This window comes from Rothia sp. CCM 9418 (assembly GCF_048512825.1).
Classification (GTDB): Bacteria; Actinomycetota; Actinomycetes; order Actinomycetales; family Micrococcaceae; genus Rothia.
On sequence record NZ_JBLXXX010000003.1, the window covers coordinates 240,661 to 261,945 of the forward strand.

The following is a 21,285-nucleotide window of genomic DNA, read 5'->3' on the forward strand; positions in this document are numbered from 1 at the left end:
TAGGCGTTTCGGATTTGTGTGCTCTTTTCGTATATGGATAAAAGCCGGTGGCTATCCACGAATAGGATAGCCACCGGCTTTTATCTCAATGAGGTAAGAGGTTCGAAGGTGCTCAGCTATGAAGTACTTGATGTTTCGTAGCTCTAGCAGTTTGCTAGAGCTTCATCTTTTCTTCCTAGTCTAGGTAATCTCGTAGTACCTGAGAACGTGATGGGTGACGAAGTTTAGACATCGTCTTAGACTCAATCTGACGGATACGTTCACGGGTTACACCATAAACTTTACCGATTTCATCGAGAGTTTTAGGCTGTCCATCTGTCATACCAAAGCGCATGGCAACTACTCCTGCCTCACGTTCAGACAAAGTGTCTAAGACAGAATGAAGCTGTTCTTGCAATAGTGTAAAGGACACTGCATCAGCAGGTACAACGGCCTCTGAATCTTCGATCAAATCGCCAAACTCTGAGTCTCCGTCCTCACCCAAAGGCGTGTGCAAGGAGATAGGTTCACGTCCGTACTTCTGTACTTCAATAACCTTCTCTGGAGCCATATCGAGTTCTCTACCTAGCTGTTCAGGGGTAGGTTCGTGGCCTAAGTCCTGAAGCATCTGACGCTGCACACGAGCCAATTTATTAATGACTTCAACCATATGTACAGGAATACGAATGGTGCGCGCTTGGTCAGCCATTGCACGAGTAATAGCCTGGCGAATCCACCATGTTGCGTATGTTGAGAATTTAAAACCTTTAGAATAATCAAACTTTTCAACAGCACGGATTAGACCGAGGTTTCCTTCTTGAATCAAGTCCAAGAACAGCATTCCTCGTCCGGTGTAACGTTTCGCTAGAGATACAACCAAACGTAGGTTTGCTTCAAGAAGGTGGTTTTTGGCACGACGTCCATCGTGGATGACCCAACGAAGTTCTTTTTTAAGCTCACGGTCCATTTGTGGGTTTTCTTTGAGCTTATGTTCTGCGTAAAGTCCAGCTTCAATACGCATCGCAAGGTCTACTTCTTGCTCAGCGTTCAGAAGAGATACTTTACCAATTTGTTTGAGATAATCTTTGACAGGGTCAGCGGTTGCGCCGGGTGCGATAACGCGCTGGGCAGGAGCGTCGTCTTCATCATTTGACGTAAGAACAAAGCCGTTACGCTTAGCAGCAGTTTCTTCGGTCTGCTTCTTTTCTTCTTTTTTGGCGTTCTCTTCATCATCGACGTCCTCATCGAGGTCATCGGTGTCTAGAATCTCATCGCTGACGTCGATATCGAGTTCTTCGGCGTCGATGTCTTCATCAAGAATTTCGTCTTCTTCGTTCGCAGCTTTTTTAGAAGTTGCTTTGGTTTTTGCGCTCTTTGTAGTAGAAGTTTTCTTAGTTTTGCGCTGAGCTTTAGGTTTAGTGCTTTTAGTTTCTTCTACAGCAGTAGCTTCGTTAGGTTCTTGAGCAGCCTTAGCAGTTTTAGCGGTTGTTTTAGTCCGAGTAGTTTTTTTCTTTTGAGCAGTAGCGGTTTGTGTAGCGTTTTCTTCCGCTTCATCAACCTTCTTACGTGCAGCAGGTGACACAGAGTACCTTTCTATTTGACAGACTACAGACAGTGGGAGTGCCTTGCAGTCAAAACACCTAAGACCCTGTCAAGTCTGCTCATAATGATAAGCAACATTGAACGAGAGTTCTACTTTAGATAACAATGATTATCTGTAGATTATTCCAACTCGTTGATACTGTCTTATCGCAGACTCGTACGGGGTCAGTAATAGAGTATGTCAGATATTTATGGCTCCTTGCGGTAGGTTATCGGTGTGGCGTTGATTCTGTTTTTCATAATTCGCACCACATAAACTCAGATTTCAGCTCTATTGTCAAGAGTTTTTAACGTTCTTCTATATTCCTTTTCCTAGCCATGGTGGAAGTTGTTCTATATTTTTAAGAAATACCTGTTCGTAAGGAAGCTGTTCTTTGGCCCTCCGGACGTATTCGCGGGCTTTAGTGCATTGTCCAGTAGCCCAACTCCCCCACCCTAAAACGATATAGGCTTGTGCCGTCTCTGGCTGTTCGTAGACGCGAAGAATGAGAGCGCAGATAATTTCTGCAGCAGCAATTCTTTGTGTATCGGGTCTTACACGATGCTTTCCAAGGAGTACCGAAGCAAATTTTTTAAGTGAACGGTCTATTATGTCGGTATTCTGGGTTTGAGAAGATTCGTTCCTCTGTACCATGAGTTTTTGAGCCGAGACAAGGTATTGTTCGTACCCAAGCGGGCACAGAATATCGTGATCAGAGGAGTTCTTATAGGCTCTGGATAATTGGTGATAGAAAGAAGTTGTTTCTTCAAGGCCTAAAGCGACTGTATAGATAACGGATTGTGAGCTCAGCTCCGACGTTAGTGTTGCGCCGAGGAAAGCGATCAGATGTGGGTCCAGTGTTTTTCGTATAGCATCAGCAAACTCGGCTGTTTTTCTGTGCTGGTATTGGGTGGAGACTTCTATAACTTGTTGGAGGGCATGATTCCACAAAACATTTTCAAAGTATTTTTGTGATAGAAAATCTTTTGCATAAGTACTATCTGAAGCTTTGATATACCGAATGTATTCATTGAGCCATAGCACCATTTCTCCTTCCCACCAGTTCTTAGTTTCGAGGTCACAGCTGTGTTCCAAAGAGGGTAAATAGTATTTTTGTGCTTCTGATTCACAAGGTGCAACAGAAGAGCCTGATAGTAAGAGGTTAAGGTAGACGTCGGTTCGTTGCACTTCATCAATGAGCCCGCTTAATGTCAGTTTTTGGGTCAGAGGATGAATTGACCAGTATGAGACTTCGCCAATGTAGAGGACGTCTAAGAGGGTTTTTCCATGCGTAGAAGCAGATTCTAAACCTGCCTGTTCCCAGTATGCGCATTGTGTAGATGCTATTTGGTCAGATTCAATTTCATCGATATGTGGAGGTTGATTCAGATGATGTTCTAACTGTCTTCTGCGAGTAGGGGTGTTTGGTCCGAAGATAGCTAACAAAAAATGCGGTACGTTTCCCTCAGATAATGAGTTTTCAGAAAACGTCTGAAATAGATGAGATATCAAAGAAACGGATTCTTTGTGAGTGCGTTTTTTCTTGTGGTCGACGCGAGCTAACGGGCCAAGTGTTTTGTCAGCGAGGACTAATACGAGAGAGTCTTCGGGCCAATAGCCTAGTTGATGCACAATATATGCCACGGTATGGGCAGCGGACCCAGGATGTGGAGCTAAAGATTCTAAAAAGTGAGGGGTATGTGAAGATGCCATGTCTCCATGGTCTTCGAGATAGGTACGTAAATGCGCTAGAGATCAGAAAACTGTGGATAACAGTTCAGAGGTGAGGCGTTATCCATCCGTTGAGAATACAAACAGCCTTCGCTGTCTTTTCGATGATCCAGATGGTGGTTTACGGTCGGGCAGGAGAGGTAACAAGAATGCGTTAAGCGCAGTCACTAGCCCTCGCATCATACCCAATGCCGAAGGAGAGTTAAGGAAAAAATTTTAGAGTTCTGTATCGTTAGAGCACCACAAATTTTTCGTATCAAAGCCTCAGTCATATAAGCGATATTTTCACTTTATGCGCACGAGAGCAGGTGTCATTTATGAGGTTCTCGGCGAATCCGGCTTATCGGCGTTCGACGAGTCAGAAGAAGAACGTTCCCCTAAATTTTCAAGATATTTTTCAATCTCTTGTCCTATTATTTCACGATCAAGTAAAGAATCATTTTCTTGAATATCTAACTCCAGCATGTTGAAAGGATAATGCTGCATATATTTGTCGTACTCTTCTTCAAATTTTTTAACGAGGAACGCAATTTCGTGATTATCTTTGAACATCTCGTTAATACTTCTTTGAGCTTGCCCTGAGGCAACTACCAATTTTTCAAGAGGTAAAGATAATTTCGAAACCAAAGTTATATGTTCCATGGCACGTAATACTGCTTGCGGTAGAAGGTTGTCTCCTAAATACCGTGGCACGTGCACGTTAAATTTCACTGTTTTAATGTTCTGGCGAGCAAGCATATATTCCAAGAAATCAGTGTGCGATTGGTGCATCTCGAAAACATGGTTGACGGTGCGCAAGGGGGCAACCAATTCTTCATAGGAGCCGCGAATCGTTACCACGATGGGTCGAGTGTGAGGAAAAGACATGGCGTATCCCGACACCAACATGACATAAGAACTTTTAACCTGACGAATTATTTTTAGTACAGCTTGAACGAAACGTTGCCATTGATAATCAGGTTCAGCGCCGGCAAGAAGCAAAAACGGCTGTTTAAGATGATCTTCCATGAGGTATAAGTTGACCTCGGGTAAAGACATCTCGTTGAAAAGACCCTTGCGAAATAGAGAATGTAAGCTGCGTTCCCTGTACCTGCATAGTTGGTCGAAATCGAACTCAGCAAGCTTAATATGCTCTAGTTCTTTACGTAATACGTCGGCCACACCGTAGGCGGTTCCCCCGATATCTTGTGGAGGTTCTAGAGATACGAGCAAAGGAAGCCCTTGAATACGCGGATGGCTAAGCATCCCAGATTTTTCTTCATATAGGTCTTCTGGCCTGAGCATATTCCCTCCCTCATGTTCTCGTGCTGTGGTGCTCTTAAGCTCTTGAAATACTCTAGTATATCTGTACGTTAAAGAACGTTGCCCACGTTCTGTATTGGGCATGTCTTAAGTTAGCGTAACGCGGCAAAAAGTTAAACTCTTTGTTTTTCGCCCATCGTGTATTACTCCGAACAGCTGTTTTCTAGTCACAGTGCAAGATAGTATGGGAATACAGCTCTTATATATCTCGCCTTTGATTACGTCTCTATACGCGGTAGGCGCATCATATATTTTATAGATGTCTAAGAGTCCCTAAACTACCATCTATCTTGATGAGGAGAATAATGTCTGATTCATCCGATCTTACTTTTTCAGTGGCATCCCCCGACCTTGAAGCTATTGAGGCTCAGGTTCTTGTCCTAGGAGTTTATTCTTCTACAGAAGGTCCAGTTCTTGAACGTGGACCGTTAAGCGAAGAAACAGCACAAGGTCTTGAGGCGATTCTTGAGGATTTGGGAGTAACCGGTGCACCAGATCAGCTACACCGTTTACCCGGTATTGATGAGACTAACGCTGATGTCCTTGCCCTGATTGGTTTAGGAGCACGTAAGGACGACGCCCAAGCACATGCTGACGCGTTACGATATGCTACGGGTTCTGTTATCCGTCAGCTTGCAGGGTTCTCAGATGTTGCGCTTGCTCTACCAGCACAAAACGTTGCTGAAGTCGCTGCCATCGCCGAAGGTGCAGCGTTGGGCGCTTTCAGCGACCCGCAGTTGCGGGTTCGCACTGCAGACTCTGTTAGAACTGCAGTTGAGAACATCACCATTGTGACTGATGTGGAATCTGATGCAGCTTCTGACGTCCTTACTCGTGCTTTGATTCTAGGTCAGGCAGTAGATTCAACTCGTCGTTTGGTCAACACTCCGCCGTCTTCCCTTTACCCTGAAACTTTTGCACAGAAAGCTTTAGAGCGTGTTGGCGATCTCAAAAATGTAACGGTTAAAGTCTTTGATGAGCAAGAGCTCAAAGACGGCGGTTTTGGCGGCATTTCCGGTGTCGGACAAGGTTCTGCTCGTCCACCACGTATGGTGGAGGTCAAATACACTCCCGAAGGCGCCCAAAAACATGTTGCGCTAGTCGGTAAGGGTATTACTTTTGATTCTGGCGGCAACTCCATTAAACCAGGCAACGCGATGATGACCATGAAAAGCGACATGGCTGGCGCAGCAACAGTTTTGAACGTTGTTGCAGCTGCTGCCGAGCTTGAGTTGCCGGTTGCTGTCACAACAATCTTGTGCTTGGCAGAAAATATGCCAGGTGGTACAGCCATCCGCCCTGAAGATGTTTTAACGATGCGCGATGGACAAACTGTTGAAGTTCTCAACACTGACGCAGAGGGTCGCCTTGTGATGGCTGACGGTCTAGCCTACGCTTCCGAATCAGCGCCTGATGTTCTTATTGATGTTGCAACACTAACTGGAGCTCAGCTGGTTGCGTTAGGTGCCCGTTATGCTGCGGTTATGGGTGATGAAAAAGTACGTGAAGATATTGTTAAGGCTTCACGTGAGGCAGGCGAGACATTCTGGCCCATGCCCTTGCCAGAGCACCTTCGGGCAAGCTTGGACTCCCCCGTTGCTGATTTGAAAAATATCGGTGGACGTTATGGCGGAATGCTAAGCGCTGGATTATTCCTCAAAGAGTTTGTCGGTTCTACCGATGAACATCAGATTCCTTGGGCGCACCTAGATATTGCTGGTCCATCTTTTAACGAGGAATCACCTTATGGGTTTACCCCGAAAGAAGGCACTGGCATGTCAGTGGCAACGCTTTTGACTTTTGTGGAGTCTCTAGCTTCTTAAGGGTGAGATTATAGTCAAAGGCGAGGGTCGGGCTTTCTGCAGAAGCAGAAAGCCCGACTTTGTTAATACATGGAGTTCTTTGGGTGCGGTTTTAAACGTGACCTCTACCCTAGTGTGATGTGTTCTTCCTAAAACATCTGTAACACTTTCACCTTTGTACACTCCACACATCTGAGTTGCGGTACGGTAGAGAGGAGAGTTCATAGGCTATCTGCGCTCTTTCTACAATCATTGTTAGAGAGCAGTGTTTTAGGTCAATGAACCGAAACCTTAAGCAAAATGGATTTATTCCAATCTACGCAAGGGAGCGCAAAAGTGCCCGATACGGCAACAGCTCAAGAATTTGATATTCTCATCCTCGGCGGCGGAAGCGCTGGTTATTCAGCAGCTCTTCGTGCAGTTCAGCTAGGATTCACCGTCGGTCTTATCGAGAAAGAAAAGCTCGGTGGCACCTGTCTTCACACCGGTTGTATTCCGACCAAAGCGTATTTGCACGCGGCAGAATTGGCTGAGGAATCTCGTGAAGCGTCCAAGTATGGCGTTAATGCCACTGTGGAGTCCATTGATATGGGTAAAGTTCGCGATTACAAAGACGGCATCGTTGCAGGAAAGTTCAAGGGACTTTCTGGTCTTTTGAAGATGAAAAAAGTCACCGTTATTTCTGGTGAAGGTAAGCTGACCGCTACCGATACCATTACTGTTGATGGAACTGCTTATAAGGGCAAGCACATCATCTTGGCTTCTGGTTCTGTATCCAAAACTTTTGGTCTAGAGATTCGTGACCGTGTTCTTACTTCTACCGAAGCACTTCAGATGGATTATCTGCCCAAGAGCGCTATCGTTCTTGGTGGCGGTGTCATTGGTTCTGAGTTTGCGTCTATGTGGAACTCAATGGGTGTTGAGGTTACTATCATTGAGGGTCTACCTCACCTCGTCCCCAACGAAGATCCTTCCATCATTAAAGTTCTAGAACGTGAGTTCAAAAAGCGTGGTATTAAGTTCAATACCGGAACTCTTTTTGAGAAGGTTGAACAGGACGCTAACGGCGCTAAAGTCACATTAGCTGACGGCAAAGTTTTTGAAGCAGATATCGTTCTTGTTGCTGTTGGTCGTGGCCCCAATACTGCTGGTTTCGGTTACGAAGAGCAGGGTCTTACGATGGATCGCGGTTTCGTAATTACCAACGAGCGTCTACATACCGGTGTTGGTAATATCTATGCTATTGGCGATATTGTTCCTGGTGTTCAGTTGGCACACCGTGGCTACCAGCAGGGCCGCTTTGTTGCAGAAGAGATTGCTGGTTTGAACCCTCAAATTGTTGAGGACGTCAATATTCCTAAGGTTACTTTCTGCGAACCTGAGATTGCTTCTGTGGGTTATTCTCAGCCTAAGGCTGAAGAGAAATTCGGTGCAGAAAACATCGAAACCACTGAATACAATTTGGCTGGTAACGGTAAGTCTGCAATTTTGGGCACTGGCGGTATTGTTAAGGTTGTTCGTCAGAAAGATGGCCCCATTGTCGGTGTCCATGCTATTGGTAAGCGTATGGGCGAGCAGATTGGCGAGGCTCAGATGTGGGTTGTTTGGGAAGCTTTCCCTGAGGATGTAGCACAGTTCATCCATGCGCACCCAACTCAGAACGAGTCTCTTGGCGAAGCTGCTATGGCACTTGCTGGTGCTCCCCTACACGGCTAATACTTCTCAGTATTTTGTGTTGGCGTATCAGCTGAGGTTGTTACGCCTTCACCTCCACTTTTTATAATTTCCGAATTCACAAGGAGAACGGGAAGATATGTCCCACACAGTAGAACTGCCCGCATTGGGCGAATCCGTAACCGAGGGTACCGTTACCCGCTGGCTCGTTGAAGTTGGCGATACCGTAGCTGTTGATGATCCCCTTCTTGAAGTTTCTACCGACAAGGTTGATACTGAGGTTCCTTCACCCGTAGCTGGTGTTGTAGAGCAGATTCTTGTTGAAGAAGATGCTGACGTTGAGGTTGGCGCTCCTCTCATCGTGATTGGCGATGGTTCTGGCGCTGCAGCTCCTGCTGCGCCTGCAGCTGCTGCGGAGGAATCAGCTCCAGCTGCTTCTCAGCAAGAGGCTCCTGCTGCACCTGCTGAGCAGGCGCCAGTTGCCGGTTCTGCAGAAGGACAAGAAGTTGTTCTTCCGGCACTGGGTGAGTCTGTTTCTTCTGGTACGGTCACTCGTTGGCTCAAAGAAGTCGGCGAAACCGTTGAGGTTGATGAACCACTCTTGGAAGTTTCCACCGACAAGGTTGACACTGAGGTTCCTTCTCCTGCTGCAGGTACTCTCCTAGAGATTCGTGTTCAAGAAGATGAAGAAGCTGAAGTTGGCCAGGTTCTTGCTGTTATCGGTAGTGCTTCTAGCGCTTCTGCTGCTGCACCTGCTACACCTTCCGCACCTGCAGAACAGGCTCCAGCTGTTGCAGCTACACCTGCTGCTGAGACAGTAGCTCCTGCAACTCCTGTTACTGAAGAGACTCCTGCTGCACAGGGCGAAGTATACGTCACTCCTCTTGTCCGCAAGTTGGCAAAGCAAGAAGGCATTGACCTTTCAACGATTAAGGGAACAGGCGTTGGTGGGCGTATCCGCAAGCAGGATATTCAAGCAGCTGTAGAGGCTAAGAAGTCTGCTGCTCCTGCCGCACCTGTTGCTACCGCCCCAGCTGTAGCTGCGGCTGCACCTGTTGCAGCAGCTGCTGAGCAGAAGGCTGCTCCGGCTGCACCTAAGGTATCTTCAAAGCGCGGTACAACTGAAAAGGCTCCTCGTATTCGCCAGACCATTGCAAAGCGTATGGTGGAGTCTTTGGCAACTTCTGCTCAGCTTACTCAGGTTGCTGAAGTTGATTTGACTCGCCTTGTTGCTCTTCGCAACAAGGCGAAAGATGGTTTTGCTGCACGTGAGGGAGCTAAGCTCACCTTCTTGCCATTCTTCACTAAGGCAGTTACTGAGGCTCTTCAGCAGTTCCCTCAATTCAACGCTTCTATGTCTGAAGATCTTAAGGAAATCACCTACCACAATACTGAGAACATTGGTATTGCAGCAGATACTCCTAAGGGTCTACTCGTTCCTGTTATTCAGGATGCTGGAAACTTGAACGTAGCTGGCTTGGCTAAGAAGATTGGTGATGTTGCTTCTCGCGCACGTACCGGTCAGATTAACCCAGAAGAGCTATCCGGTTCTACTTTCACCATTTCTAATATTGGTAATACCGGTGGCGTATTCTTCACTCCTATTATCAACCAGCCTAACGTGGCTATTTTGGGCATTGGTGCAACGGTTAAGCGTCCTGCAGTTATTCAGGATGCAGAAGGCAACGATGTTATCGCTATCCGTAGCATGGCATACCTCTCTTTGACCTACGATCACCGTGTTATTGACGGTGCAGACGCTGGTCGTTTCCTTCACTTCTTGCAGACTCGCCTTGAAGGCGCTGCATTTGAGGCTGAGGTTGGTCTCTAAAAACTAGTGATAGTTTTTAGCTAGGTATAAGTCTGTAGCTAGAACAGGGTGGGTGTAAGTCGCATATATAATGCGGCTTACACCCACTCTTGTTTGAGTGCGTGTTTTTGAGCACTGAACAGAGTTTTAGTGTCAATGTGTCTGCAAAATATTTGTTTGTTCCGTAGACTAGAGACATGAGCACGGTTATTGCATTCTTAGTTTTCTTACATATCGTCGGAGCAGCATTAGTCTTCGGAATCTGGGTAGCACACTTCAAACAAGCTATCGTTCTTCCCGGACAATTTTATGCATCACTTTTACAGCTAGCTACAGGCTTTGCCCTGTATTTCATTCAGATGTCTCAACATGCAGAGCTAAACCACATGAAAATTGGTATCAAGATTCTCTTGGCAATCGTTATCTGCGTAGCGGCGTTTGTTGGTCAACGTCAATACAAAATGGCACAAGTTGCAGGTACTCTTGAGAAAGCACGCAATATCCCCTTAGCACATGCTGTTGGCGGACTTGCTTTAATTAATATTGCTCTAGCAACGCTCTGGCACTAAAAGATTTTTCTACACACAGGATTACATAACGCGGTGTGGGTATCGATTAAACTTTCGATACTCACACCGCGTTTTCGATACGCATTGTATGTTCTTTATTCTTCATTCACAGGAACAGCCTCATAGATTTTCCAGGTTGTCTCGTCAGGCAGAAGCGTAAAACGTACTGTTTGCTGAACGTTTTCTCCCATATTTTTAATTCCGTAACGTTGTTTTTCTTCTTCTGTTAAAAGTTCTGCACTTTGAGACGAAGAGATAACATCAGCTTGGACATCTATACGTTTTGGGCGGTTATCTACCTTCTGTATATGAGCTATTTTTACTTCTTGACGTCCAAGTTCTTTCTGAGTATCGCGTTTATGTAAGTCCATATCAGCTAGGTATTGTGGAGAATTCTCGATGGCATAAGTTTGTATCTGAGGGTTCTGTTGAGAGAAGGATTCCTGACGTTTATGCAATAACGTTCCTAATACCTCAACAAGGTCTTCTCCTTCTAACGTAGGTTCATCTTCGATAGCAGAACGTTCCTCGTCTTCGGCACGGGCAAAGCTACCGTGTGATGGTGCTGGCCTCATGCCGCTCTTTGCAGAAGAATTTTCATGAATATTTTCGTGGCGAAGTTCTGCCAAGGGTGAGTGAGATGATTCTGTGACTCCATATGTCAGTATCATGGCTACAGTGCAGCAGATAATCCCTCCTATCCCCCATAAGATCTTGCCTCGTGAAAACGACTGAGAGATTTTCGCTATCACATCAGCGACAGCTTTTTTGATTCCATAAGGTGATGCATCATGGTTAAGGTCAACCGAGGAAGATAGTTCGATAGAGCCTCGTTCAAAGAATCGTTGATAGCCACTCTTCTGTTCAGGAGAAGACATTCGCCAGGGCTCTTCTGCAGGTAGAGTTCCATGTGTTTGTGGATGGGCGCTGGCACAAAGGTTTACCGGGCGAGGAACGAACTCATGAGCTAATAGACGGTAAATTTCGTGCATACGAGGCATCTGTTCGGTTTTATCGATGGCTGCTTCCAGATGCTGCATTAATTCTGTATTCATTGTTGGGTACAGAAAATGTAAAGGGGTCCGTTCATGTGTACTGGCAGGTTCTTCACCAGTTAAACAGCGCCAAATAATAGAGGCAAAGGCTGATTCGTCCTGACGAATATATTCGTCGATGACGGTTCTGTTTGCTCCGCGGAGTTCTCTTTCTGGAGCATATAGTTTCAATTTTCCTTCGCCTGTAAAACCAATATTTCGAGGGTTCAGCGCATGATATGCCATTTGCTGTTCGTGTAGCCAACGCAGACCACGACAGAGCTGTTCAACCATGCCTGTCACTTCTTCTGGTGTAATTTTATTCCGCACAAGGAGGAGGTTCTCTAAAGTTCCAGCATCAGTTTGTTCATACCAAATATATTCTTTATCGCCGGTGGAGGATATAGCGAAAACAGTTGCGATGTCTTCATGGGTTGGTAGAGAGCATAGTCTCTCTGCCGGTCGCATTTCTTCTGGCGGAATATCTCGTATCTCTTCGAGCGTATAGTTTCCTTCGGGAATTGATAAGGGGTTGTTCTGTTCTTCGGGAAGGTAACTCACCGCCCACAGGCTTCGCTCTTGCGTTGAGCCGAGAGAATATCGAAACGTAGCATATTGGTCGAGGGGAATGGTATGAGGATAGTTCGTTGGCTGGTTACTCATGGTTCTGGTATATCTTAGGGAGAACTCTTATGAGAGAAGATATCCACACAACAGCATTTCACCTAGTCATATAGATGTGGATAAATAGGTTAGCTAAGAAATATTTCTGTCATGTTCCTTGAAAAACTTAGGATGCCCTTTGTTCCGTCTCGGACGAATCTCACGTTTGAGGAATTTCCGAACAGAGAAAAACAAGGATACTGTAGAAGATATGAGCTTAGAGATTAAGCGGGTTGGTTTTGCCCCCGATTACGTAGACTATGTCAAAGCGCTTTCTTTACAACAGCGCATTCACGATAAAGTCTCCGCTTATGAACAGCAAAATACGGTGTTGTTGTTAGAACATCAAGCTGTTATTACAGCTGGCAAACGCACTGAAGCACATGAATACCCCTCAGATACCAGTACACCCGTAGTTCCAATTGATAGAGGCGGAAAACTTACATGGCACGGGCCTGGGCAACTAGTCGGCTACCCTATTGTTCGTTTGCCGGAGCCCCTTGATGTTGTACGTTATGTTCGCATCTGTGAAGACATCATGATTAATGTTCTTGCACAACTAGGGATACAAGGACGTAGAGTCCAAGGACGCTCTGGGGTGTGGATTCTCGGAGAAGGCAATACTCCAGACCGCAAAATTGCTGCTATTGGTATACGTGTTGCTAAAAATACTACGATGCACGGTTTTGCCATTAATTGTTGCAATGATTTAACACCATTTAGCCAATTTATTCCCTGTGGAATTAGCGATGCTGGTGTTACCAGCATTAGCGAACAACTCGGCAGACGCTTCACCCCTGAAGAATTATTAGATTCTCTCGAAGCTGAACTTTTAAGGTACAGCGACCAACTAGCCGAGTCTTTTGAACCGCGAGCACAATAAACATCACAGACTGCATTGCATCACACACGCAATAAATTATTAATGAATGGCCCGTATAGCATTAGAATTTCATCAGGTCATTGGAAGAAAAAGGAGCACTAAAGATGAGCGTAGCTACCGAAGGACGCAAGCTATTGCGTGTGGAAGCACGTAACGCTGAAGTCCCCATCGAGAAAAAGCCTCACTGGATTAAAACTAAAGCCAAAGTCGGTCCTGCCTACAAAGACATGATTAACCTCGCTCGTGGCTCTGGGCTACATACAGTCTGCGAGGAAGCCGGCTGCCCCAATATCTACGAATGTTGGGAAGACCGTGAAGCAACGTACCTCATCGGCGGTTCAGAATGCACTCGTCGCTGCGATTTCTGCCAAATTGCAACCGGAAAACCTGTAGCTCTAGACCGTACTGAACCAATTAAAGTTGCGCTATCCGTTAAAAAAATGGGGCTACGTTATACCACCGTTACTGGTGTTGCACGAGACGACTTACCCGATGGTGGTGCATGGCTCTATGCAGAAACCATCCGCCAGATTCATAAAGTATCGCCTGGAACAGGTGTCGAAATCCTTATCCCCGATTTCAAAGGCACGCCAGAAGACGTACAGCAAGTTATTGACGCTAAACCAGAAGTGTTTGCGCACAATCTCGAAACTGTTCCACGAATTTTCCGTAAGATTCGCCCAGCATTCCGTTACGAACGCTCTCTTGAGGTCATCCAACAGGGTAAAGAAGCTGGTCTCATCACCAAATCGAATCTGATTCTTGGAATGGGCGAAACCGAAGAAGAAATTTACGAGGCCCTTTGCGACCTCTACGATTACGGTTGTGACACCATCACTTTGACGCAATATCTGCGGCCGGGTCCGCTCTTCCATCCCATTGATCGTTGGGTTAAACCCCAAGAATTCCTTAAATATTCTGCTATGGCAGAAGAAATCGGTTTTGCTGGAGTTATGGCAGGCCCAATGGTCCGTTCCTCCTACCGTGCAGGACGCCTCTGGGCACGCGCTATGAAGCATAACGGTTACCCTATTCCACCCGAACTTGCTCATATTGACGATGACGGCGGAGCAATGCAAGAAGCTTCCGCTTTAGTTGCTGCAGGATATTAGGCCCGAGAAACACGTATTTTGGCTGCGACTTTTGCTCTGTAACGGATATTTTCTCCTCCCAACATCGTCTCAGCCGATACGTCATATAGAATAAATATTTGTACGCTCTCAGCCTGCGTGGTTGGGTGCCCCAGCACAACACCTTAAGCGAAGGACGCACAGTGACTTCATCACGCGACGAAAAGCGCGCACAACAAGACAAAAAGAAAAAGAATAAAGGTCCTGGCATGTTTGCTCAGATGAAGCAAGTCTATGCTATGACTCGCACATCTGAGCCTCGTATTGGTTGGATTCTTTTCTTCTGGGCAGCAGCTGTTCTTATTGCCTTTGTCCTCATCGGTATCCTGCTCAAGAACTGGATTACGTGGACTATTATCGGCATTCCTTTTGCTCTTCTTGTTGCTGTTATGATTCTTTCCCGAAAAGCAGAAAAAGCTGCTTTCGGTCAGATTGAAGGTCAGACCGGCGCATCTGGTGCAGCGTTGAATTCTCTACGTCGAGGATGGATTGTAGAACAGCAACCGGTAGCTATTAATCCTCGAACTCAAGATGTTGTCTTCCGCGCACTTGGTCGTCCCGGTATTGTTTTGGTTACCGAAGGTACGCCTGCCCGTGTATCTTCACTGGTTAATCAGGAAAAGAAACGTCTTAAACGAGTGATTCCTAATGTTCCAGTTCATGTTATTCATTCTGGCAATGGTGAAGGGCAGACTCCTCTGAAGAAAATTGTTCCTCAGATGAAGAAACTTCCTAAGCAACTCACTCAGCAAGAAGTTCACGCTATCAATAACCGATTGTCATCGTTGCAAAATAATATGCTACCTATTCCTAAGGGCATTGATCCAAGTCGTATGCGACCTGACCGTCAGGCTATGCGCGGACGATAAAAAGTATTTATAAATAAGGGTGGTTGGTGATGTATACGCGTCACCAACCACCCTTATTTTTATCTTTGCCATATATCAACGGATACGTACAAGAATCATATTGCGAATTCTGTCATGTACTCCCCGTGTATCTGCATCCATCATAAAAACGGGGAGAACAAGCATTACCAAAGTTGAACGTAAGATAGCGTTCTTCACTCCGACAGGACGCCCATCAAGAGTTTGGACCTGCATCCCACACAAGAAATGCCCTAAAGTATGCCCGTATAAGCCGATGGTGATGCTTTGATAGGCCCAAACAACAAGAAGTAAGAATACTTGTAGGTGTGGAACGTTCAAAAAATACAGTACTGCCCACCAAAGATACCAGTCGATACAAAAAGCAATAATTCTTCGCCCAAAACGGGCGATAGAACCAGGACCTTGTTGAGGTCTTCCCATGTATTCGCCTGGGTATTTTTGGTCTGTAGGCGGGCCGTTGAGCCAGGACCCTAAATCTTCGCGTTTCATCACGGTTTAAGAGTATCTAACTTTTCTCATATGGTCAGAGGAACACCCTAGAGGTGACTTACATCTCTCATTCATGTTACGAACACGAAACATAAAAGATACGTTTGAGCAAAAATACCAGAATATGGTTAACAACAACCACAGGGGATTACCTAAATTTTTACGGTCGCCTCAAAACTCATCTAAGGAGAACAACCGACCATGTTTACCAGCGCACAAGAAGTTCTAGATTTCATTAAGGATGAAGAAGTCGTATTCGTCGACATCCGCTTCTGCGATATGCCCGGTGTACAGCAGCACTTCAACCTTCCTGCTAAATCTATCGACGATGATTTCTTTGTCAATGGGCAGCTTTTTGACGGATCATCCATTCGAGGGTTCCAAGGCATCGCAGAATCTGATATGCAACTTATCCCCGACGTCAATTCTGCGTATGTAGATCCTTTCCGTGTCGAAAAGACTCTGGTCATCACCTGCTCCATCGTTAATCCACGCACCGGAGAGCCTTACCACCGTGACCCTCGTGGTGTTGCCGAACGCGCTGAAGAATACCTCAAATCTACAGGTATTGCGGATACAGCATTCTTCGCATCTGAAGCAGAATTTTTCGTCTTTGAGGACGTACGATACGACGTCCAGCCCCAAGGTTCCTTCTATGCTGTTGATTCTGACGAAGCACAGTGGAACACTGGACGCGTTGAAGAAGGCGGAAACCTTGGTAATAAAACCCCCACCAAAGGTGGATATTTCCCTGTTTCTCCCGTTGATAAACAAGCAGATTTGCGAGACTCCATTTGTGTAGCACTCGACGAGGTCGGGCTCGAGGTAGAACGCTCTCACCACGAGGTTGGAGGCCCAGGTCAGGCAGAAATTAACTACAAGTTCTCCACCCTCACCCAAGCAGCAGACGACCTTCTAAAGTTCAAATATGTCGTCAAAAACACCGCAGATGCATACGGCAAGTCTGTCACCTTCATGCCTAAACCCATTTTTGGTGATAACGGTTCTGGTATGCACTGCCACCAGTCACTATGGAACAATGGGGAACCTCTCTTCTACGACGAGCGCGGTTATGCAAACCTCTCTGATACTGCACGCTGGTATATTGGCGGTCTGATTGAGCATTCCTCAGCAGTTCTTGCATTCACCAACCCCACGGTCAACTCCTATAAGCGTCTAGTCCCCGGCTATGAAGCACCTGTTAACATGGTGTATTCTCAGGGTAACCGTTCCGCTGGTATTCGTATCCCTATCACCGGAACTAACCCTAAGGCGAAACGTCTCGAGTTCCGTGCTCCAGACCCCTCCTGCAACCCATACTTTGCTTTTGCTGCTCAGCTCATGGCAGGTCTAGACGGTATTCGCAACCGTATTGAGCCACCTGCTCCAGTTGATAAGGACCTCTACGAGCTACCGGCAGAAGAAGCCAAAGATATTAAGAAGGCTCCTGCAAGCCTTGCTGAAGCGCTTGAAGCGCTTGAAGCAGACCATGAGTTCCTACTTCAAGGTGACGTCTTCACCGAAGACCTCATCAACGCGTGGATTGATTACAAGCGCACCCAAGAACTTGAGCCTCTTTCTCTTGTTCCTCACCCGCTTGAATTTGCCATGTACTACGGTGTCTAATTTCCTCGTAGGGTGAATATCACGAAAGGTCCTCCTCGTTCTTCTCGAGGAGGACCTTTCTCGTAGCTTAAGTACAGTGCTCATCACGTATATAAGTGCTTTAGAATAGTAGAGAAGAATATTCCGTCTCAGCTGTCCCCCTATTGTCTAGAGAGTTGAATCAAACTATGGAACAAATCTCAGATTTCACCTCATCTCAGGTGTTGTTACGTCCCCACGAAGTTTTTCAAACAGGGCTCATGGCGCAATTACTCGATGGAGTCTATGAGGGAGAGATGAACATCGAAGAACTTCTCACGCACGGAGACTTCGGTGTCGGAACGTTTAACGGGCTTGACGGCGAAATGATCATTCTGGACGGAAAATGCTACCAAATGCGACATGATGGGTCTATCAGCCCTGCGCATATGCATCAAAAGACCCCTTTTGCGGTCGTTACTCATTTCAAACCCGTTATTAAGCGCGAGCTTCCACAGAACATTCTTCGACGTTCAGCCGCTCAAGTGCTCGATGATTTCACGGTCTCACAAAACTACATGTATGCCATCAAAATTGTTGGTTCTTTTGAATGGGTTCGCACCAGAACCGTCATCAAACAATCCAAACCGTACCCTAAGATGGTAGACGCCACAGAGAACGAAGATATCGTCCAATTTGATCATTGTGAAGGAACCATTGTCGGTTTTAGGACGCCTATCTATGAACAAGGCATTGGGGTTCCAGGATGCCACGCACACTTCATCGATAACACCTATCAGGCAGGTGGGCACGTTGTCGATTTTAAGCTCAAAGAAGCCCACGTTGAGATATGCCCGGGAACCTCTCTCAAGCTACAGTTACCACTCACCCCAGAATTTTCTCAAGCGAATCTCTCTCCAGAAGACCTTGCAGAGCAAATCTCGAAGGCAGAAAAGCACAGCTCATAAAATATGAGAGTCATCTACAACTGGCGAAAATCAGTGTCAAAGAAAAGGCGTTCAAAAACTTGTCGGGCTTGCCTAGTTGCTCGCAGATAATCTTCTTCAAGTTCACGTGTATGACCTGAAGGGTAGGCGCACCATCTCGCAATCGCTTCAAGGTCAATACGTGTACTCGTCAAAACGTCAGAAGGACGTCCTGTTCTGAGCATCTGGCATCCTCGAATTTTCGTTGCTAGTTTCCATGCTCGGCTAAGAATCCTCGCATCAGATTCTTTCAATAATCCAGCTATTTTCGCCTGTTCTAAGGCTTGTAGAGTACTGGTCACTTGAAGAGTGGGTATTTTAGAGGCGCAGCAAAGCTGAATCATCTGAATCAGCCACTCCACGTCAGATAAGCTACCGCGGCCTAATTTAAGTTGCCGGTTTCTATCAGCACCTTGTGGCATCCTCTCGTTCTCAACGCGGGCTTTAATGCGCCGAATATCCATCACCTGCTGCATGGTAAGCGTGGCAGGATAACGATACAGTGCAATCAAGTTCATAAACTTTTCTCCGAGTGCCTTAGACCCAGCAAAGGGACGAGCACGAAGCAACGCCTGATGCTCCCATGTATCAGCCCAACGCTCGTAGTATTCTCTAAACGATGCCAATGAGCGAACCATCGGCCCAGATTTTCCTTCAGGACGGAGGTTCGCATCAATATCAAGAATTTTTTCCGCTCTCAAAGGTGGCGTACACGGCTGTTTGAGAATCTGTACCATTCGATGAATAATCTCTGTTGCTTCAGAGGCAGCAACACTTTCATCAATCCCCTCACACGGCTCATGTACGTACATCACATCCACATCTGATCCGTAGCCAATCTCAAATCCGCCGTGTCGTCCCATCGCAATGATGCACACTTGAGTTTTCGGTTCTTGTTGAGTACGAGTGTAACGTTCGCGAAGAACAATGTTCAGTGCCGCTTCAACCGTAACTTGGTCGATAGTCGTTAGAGCCTGCATGGTTTGTTCGAGGCTCAAGAAATTGATGGCTTCACCCATAGCAATACGAAGAATTTCACGGCGACGAATCATCCTCACACTTCGGATTGCGTCGGCGGTATCTTCATGACGTATCAGACTATTGTGCAAGACTTCTTGTAACGCCTCAACACTACGCGGAAGTAGATCTTCTTGATGGTCTAACCATGCGATAGATTCTGGTGCGTCTTCAAGAAGGTCCGTAATAAAACGTGAACTTGAGAGAATCTGGCAGACTCGTTCAGCCGCTGCAGGAGAGTCTCTGAGCATCCTCAGATACCAAGGTGTTGTACCTAAGGACTCTGAGAGTCGACGAAAACCTAATAATCCGGCGTCTGGGTCTACGCCCTGTGCGAGCCATCCTAAAAGCACTGGCATGAGTGTACGTTGTATCTCAGCGCTACGTTTAATACCTTGGGTGAGGGCTTGGATATGTCGCATCGCTGTTCGTGTATCTTTATAGCCTAAAGCTCCTAGACGAGCCTGAGCTTCTTCAGGTGTTAACGCAACTTCACTTTGAGATAAATGCGAGACAGCCGCCAGAAGAGGGCGGAAGAAAAGACGCTCATGCAAAGAACGAATGGCACGTTTAGTTTTTGTCCAGTCTTTGATGAGTCCTTGTGCGGTCTGTTCACCGATATGTTCAGGAGAAGTAATAGCGCGTGCCAGCACCCTAATATCTTCATCTTTTTCGGGCATGAGGTGCGTCCGCCGCATGTACCGAAGTTGCAGACGGTGCTCCATCAGACGAATCTTCTGATAGTGTTCTTCAAAACTCTGTGCGTCAGCACGCCCGATAAAACTTGCTTTACTTAACGCTTGCAGGGAGTCTGTAGTGGCTTGAGTTCTCACGGAGGGGGTAAAACGCCCGTGGACCAGTTGCAAAAGTTGTACGGTAAACTCAATGTCTCGTAGTCCGCCAGGCCCAAGTTTAAGTTGGCGTTCCCGATGCTGTGCAGGGATATTTTCGGTCACGCGAGCGCGCATTTTTTGTACGGAGGAGACGAAGCCTTCTCTATTTGAGGATTCCCAGATGAATCCGGTAATTTTTTGCATCCATCGGTAGCCGAGGTCTGCGTTACCTGCGATGGGGCGTGCTTTAAGAAGTGCTTGAAATTCCCAGTTTTCTGCCCATCGTTGATAATAGGAGGTATAGGAATCGATGGTTCTTACGAGGGCGCCGTCTTTCCCTTCAGGTCTAAGGTTTGGGTCAAGTTCCCAGAGTGCAGGTTCACTGGCTGGGGACATAATAACTTTTGAGATAGTCTGAACGATTTCTGAGGCGATACGTGAGACTTGTTCATCGGTTAGTGGTGTTTCGGATTCAGGTAGGGTCTTAGTATCGACAACATACATAACGTCGACGTCAGAGATGTAGTTGAGTTCTCGGGCTCCGCATTTTCCCATACCAATAATAGATAGTTGTACTTGTTGTGTATTGTTTTCCCCCCACTTTGTGTTAGCTTCTGCACGGGCAATAGCGAGTGCTCCGTCTAAGGCAGCAGACGCGAGGTCAGCGAGTTTTCGACTCACCAGAGGCATAATTTTTTGAGGGTTGTCTGCGGCGAGGTCGCAGACAGCAATTTCGCAGAGGTAACGACGGTAGAGCGTACGAAGTGTAATATACGCGTTTTTGTCGTAGCTTTGAGCCGTAGGGTTTTCGTCTTCGGGGTTGGCGCCAAGAGCTTTGAGAAGAGAACGGCGGTATTGGGTGTCTAATGGTGCTTGTGGGCAGAGGTGTTCGTGGTCTTTCTCTGGTAATAGTGTGGGCGGGCAGGGTTCTTCAAGTAAATGTTCTTGAGGGGAGGTGAGGACGTCAAGATGTTCTGGGTGCCGGAGCAAAAAATCTCCGAGAGCTTCAGATGCTCCAAGCAAGCGATATATTGCGAGAGGAGTTTGTTCTGCGTTGAGGGTTTTTTCTAGTTGTGGCGCTTTTTCTAGTAGGCGCACGAGACTTATGAGTGCGCTATCTGGTGATGGACTATAGCGCAGTCCCTCAAAGAGTTTTTCTCGGTCAATCTTCTTAAGCTCGGGGGCGTCAAGCCAGCGCAGACTTTTTTGTGCGTCAAAGAATCCGATAGCGACCATTTGGCTTAGCTGTGCGCGACGTTCGAGTTCTTCAATACTCAGCGTTCCTGTTGCCGGTTGTGTAGGTGGCACGGTGTGTCCTTTCCCTGCC

15 protein-coding genes are annotated in these 21,285 nt (G+C 46.6%); 9 read left to right on the forward strand and 6 right to left on the reverse strand.

The window, feature by feature from the left end; translation table 11 throughout:
• Window positions 1–175: 175 nt before the first annotated feature.
• The 3 genes from ACN083_RS05635 to ACN083_RS05645 all read right to left on the reverse strand — a co-directional run bounded on the left by ACN083_RS05635 (window position 176) and on the right by ACN083_RS05645 (window position 4,678).
• Window positions 176–1,561, reverse strand: coding sequence for an RNA polymerase sigma factor (locus tag ACN083_RS05635; protein ID WP_419101854.1), 1,386 nt, complete (start codon window positions 1,559–1,561; stop codon window positions 176–178).
• Window positions 1,562–1,879: 318 nt separating this feature from the next.
• A complete protein-coding gene (locus tag ACN083_RS05640; RefSeq protein WP_419101855.1) occupies window positions 1,880–3,274 on the reverse strand; it encodes a hypothetical protein in 1,395 nt (464 codons plus the stop codon).
• A gap of 333 nt (window positions 3,275–3,607) precedes the next feature.
• Window positions 3,608–4,678, reverse strand: a complete 1,071-nt coding sequence (locus ACN083_RS05645) for a PAC2 family protein (protein ID WP_419101856.1) — start codon at window positions 4,676–4,678, stop codon at window positions 3,608–3,610.
• A 221-nt stretch (window positions 4,679–4,899) separates the two neighbouring features.
• Between ACN083_RS05645 and ACN083_RS05650 the strand changes: the two genes are divergently transcribed.
• The 4 genes from ACN083_RS05650 (at window position 4,900) to ACN083_RS05665 (ending at window position 10,449) form a co-directional block, all read left to right on the forward strand.
• Window positions 4,900–6,417: a leucyl aminopeptidase gene (locus ACN083_RS05650; RefSeq protein WP_419101857.1), complete on the forward strand. Its 1,518-nt coding sequence runs from the start codon at window positions 4,900–4,902 to the stop codon at window positions 6,415–6,417.
• 279 nt (window positions 6,418–6,696) lie between these two features.
• The gene (gene lpdA / locus ACN083_RS05655) at window positions 6,697–8,112 is read left to right on the forward strand and encodes a dihydrolipoyl dehydrogenase (RefSeq protein ID WP_419101858.1); all 1,416 of its coding nucleotides are present in this window, start codon (window positions 6,697–6,699) and stop codon (window positions 8,110–8,112) included.
• Between the two features lie 97 nt (window positions 8,113–8,209).
• On the forward strand, window positions 8,210–9,901 hold the full coding sequence (gene sucB / locus ACN083_RS05660) for a 2-oxoglutarate dehydrogenase, E2 component, dihydrolipoamide succinyltransferase (RefSeq protein ID WP_419101859.1): 1,692 nt from the start codon (window positions 8,210–8,212) through the stop codon (window positions 9,899–9,901).
• Between the two features lie 176 nt (window positions 9,902–10,077).
• A complete protein-coding gene (locus ACN083_RS05665; protein WP_419101860.1) occupies window positions 10,078–10,449 on the forward strand; it encodes a hypothetical protein in 372 nt (123 codons plus the stop codon).
• A gap of 95 nt (window positions 10,450–10,544) precedes the next feature.
• On the opposite strand, the gene ACN083_RS05670 is transcribed toward ACN083_RS05665, so the two are convergent.
• Window positions 10,545–12,146, reverse strand: a complete 1,602-nt coding sequence (locus ACN083_RS05670; protein WP_419101861.1) for a protein kinase — start codon at window positions 12,144–12,146, stop codon at window positions 10,545–10,547.
• Between the two features lie 211 nt (window positions 12,147–12,357).
• Between ACN083_RS05670 and lipB the strand changes: the two genes are divergently transcribed.
• The 3 genes from lipB (at window position 12,358) to ACN083_RS05685 (ending at window position 15,028) form a co-directional block, all read left to right on the forward strand.
• Window positions 12,358–13,029: a lipoyl(octanoyl) transferase LipB gene (lipB, locus tag ACN083_RS05675; RefSeq protein ID WP_419101862.1), complete on the forward strand. Its 672-nt coding sequence runs from the start codon at window positions 12,358–12,360 to the stop codon at window positions 13,027–13,029.
• A gap of 104 nt (window positions 13,030–13,133) precedes the next feature.
• Entirely contained in the window at window positions 13,134–14,141 is a 1,008-nt protein-coding gene (gene lipA / locus ACN083_RS05680; protein ID WP_419101863.1) for a lipoyl synthase, read from the forward strand.
• Window positions 14,142–14,302: 161 nt separating this feature from the next.
• A complete protein-coding gene (locus tag ACN083_RS05685; RefSeq protein WP_419101864.1) occupies window positions 14,303–15,028 on the forward strand; it encodes a DUF4191 domain-containing protein in 726 nt (241 codons plus the stop codon).
• Window positions 15,029–15,103: 75 nt separating this feature from the next.
• On the opposite strand, the gene ACN083_RS05690 is transcribed toward ACN083_RS05685, so the two are convergent.
• On the reverse strand, window positions 15,104–15,538 hold the full coding sequence (locus ACN083_RS05690; protein ID WP_419101942.1) for an RDD family protein: 435 nt from the start codon (window positions 15,536–15,538) through the stop codon (window positions 15,104–15,106).
• A 201-nt stretch (window positions 15,539–15,739) separates the two neighbouring features.
• On the opposite strand from ACN083_RS05690, the gene glnA reads away from it, so the two are divergent.
• Both glnA and budA read left to right on the forward strand, forming a co-directional pair.
• Window positions 15,740–17,164 (forward strand): type I glutamate--ammonia ligase, encoded by a 1,425-nt coding sequence (glnA, locus tag ACN083_RS05695; protein ID WP_419101865.1) that lies wholly within the window; start codon window positions 15,740–15,742, stop codon window positions 17,162–17,164.
• A gap of 167 nt (window positions 17,165–17,331) precedes the next feature.
• A complete protein-coding gene (gene budA, locus ACN083_RS05700) occupies window positions 17,332–18,090 on the forward strand; it encodes an acetolactate decarboxylase (RefSeq protein WP_419101866.1) in 759 nt (252 codons plus the stop codon).
• A 14-nt stretch (window positions 18,091–18,104) separates the two neighbouring features.
• Here the strand turns inward: budA and ACN083_RS05705 are convergent, their stop codons facing one another.
• On the reverse strand, window positions 18,105–21,266 hold the full coding sequence (locus tag ACN083_RS05705; RefSeq protein ID WP_419101867.1) for a bifunctional [glutamine synthetase] adenylyltransferase/[glutamine synthetase]-adenylyl-L-tyrosine phosphorylase: 3,162 nt from the start codon (window positions 21,264–21,266) through the stop codon (window positions 18,105–18,107).
• Window positions 21,267–21,285: the final 19 nt, after the last annotated feature.

Bases quoted from the DNA above. Each gene is read 5' to 3' on its own strand.
- glnA (WP_419101865.1), top strand. From the start codon at position 15,740: ATGTTTACCAGCGCACAAGAAGTTCTAGATTTCATTAAGGATGAAGAA.
- sucB (WP_419101859.1), top strand. From the start codon at position 8,210: ATGTCCCACACAGTAGAACTGCCCGCATTGGGCGAATCCGTAACCGAG.
- budA (WP_419101866.1), top strand. From the start codon at position 17,332: ATGGAACAAATCTCAGATTTCACCTCATCTCAGGTGTTGTTACGTCCC.
- ACN083_RS05670 (WP_419101861.1), bottom strand. From the start codon at position 12,146: ATGAGTAACCAGCCAACGAACTATCCTCATACCATTCCCCTCGACCAA.
- lipB (WP_419101862.1), top strand. From the start codon at position 12,358: ATGAGCTTAGAGATTAAGCGGGTTGGTTTTGCCCCCGATTACGTAGAC.
- ACN083_RS05640 (WP_419101855.1), bottom strand. From the start codon at position 3,274: ATGGCATCTTCACATACCCCTCACTTTTTAGAATCTTTAGCTCCACAT.
- lpdA (WP_419101858.1), top strand. From the start codon at position 6,697: ATGGATTTATTCCAATCTACGCAAGGGAGCGCAAAAGTGCCCGATACG.
- lipA (WP_419101863.1), top strand. From the start codon at position 13,134: ATGAGCGTAGCTACCGAAGGACGCAAGCTATTGCGTGTGGAAGCACGT.
- ACN083_RS05690 (WP_419101942.1), bottom strand. From the start codon at position 15,538: ATGAAACGCGAAGATTTAGGGTCCTGGCTCAACGGCCCGCCTACAGAC.
- ACN083_RS05665 (WP_419101860.1), top strand. From the start codon at position 10,078: ATGAGCACGGTTATTGCATTCTTAGTTTTCTTACATATCGTCGGAGCA.
- ACN083_RS05650 (WP_419101857.1), top strand. From the start codon at position 4,900: ATGTCTGATTCATCCGATCTTACTTTTTCAGTGGCATCCCCCGACCTT.
- ACN083_RS05645 (WP_419101856.1), bottom strand. From the start codon at position 4,678: ATGCCCAATACAGAACGTGGGCAACGTTCTTTAACGTACAGATATACT.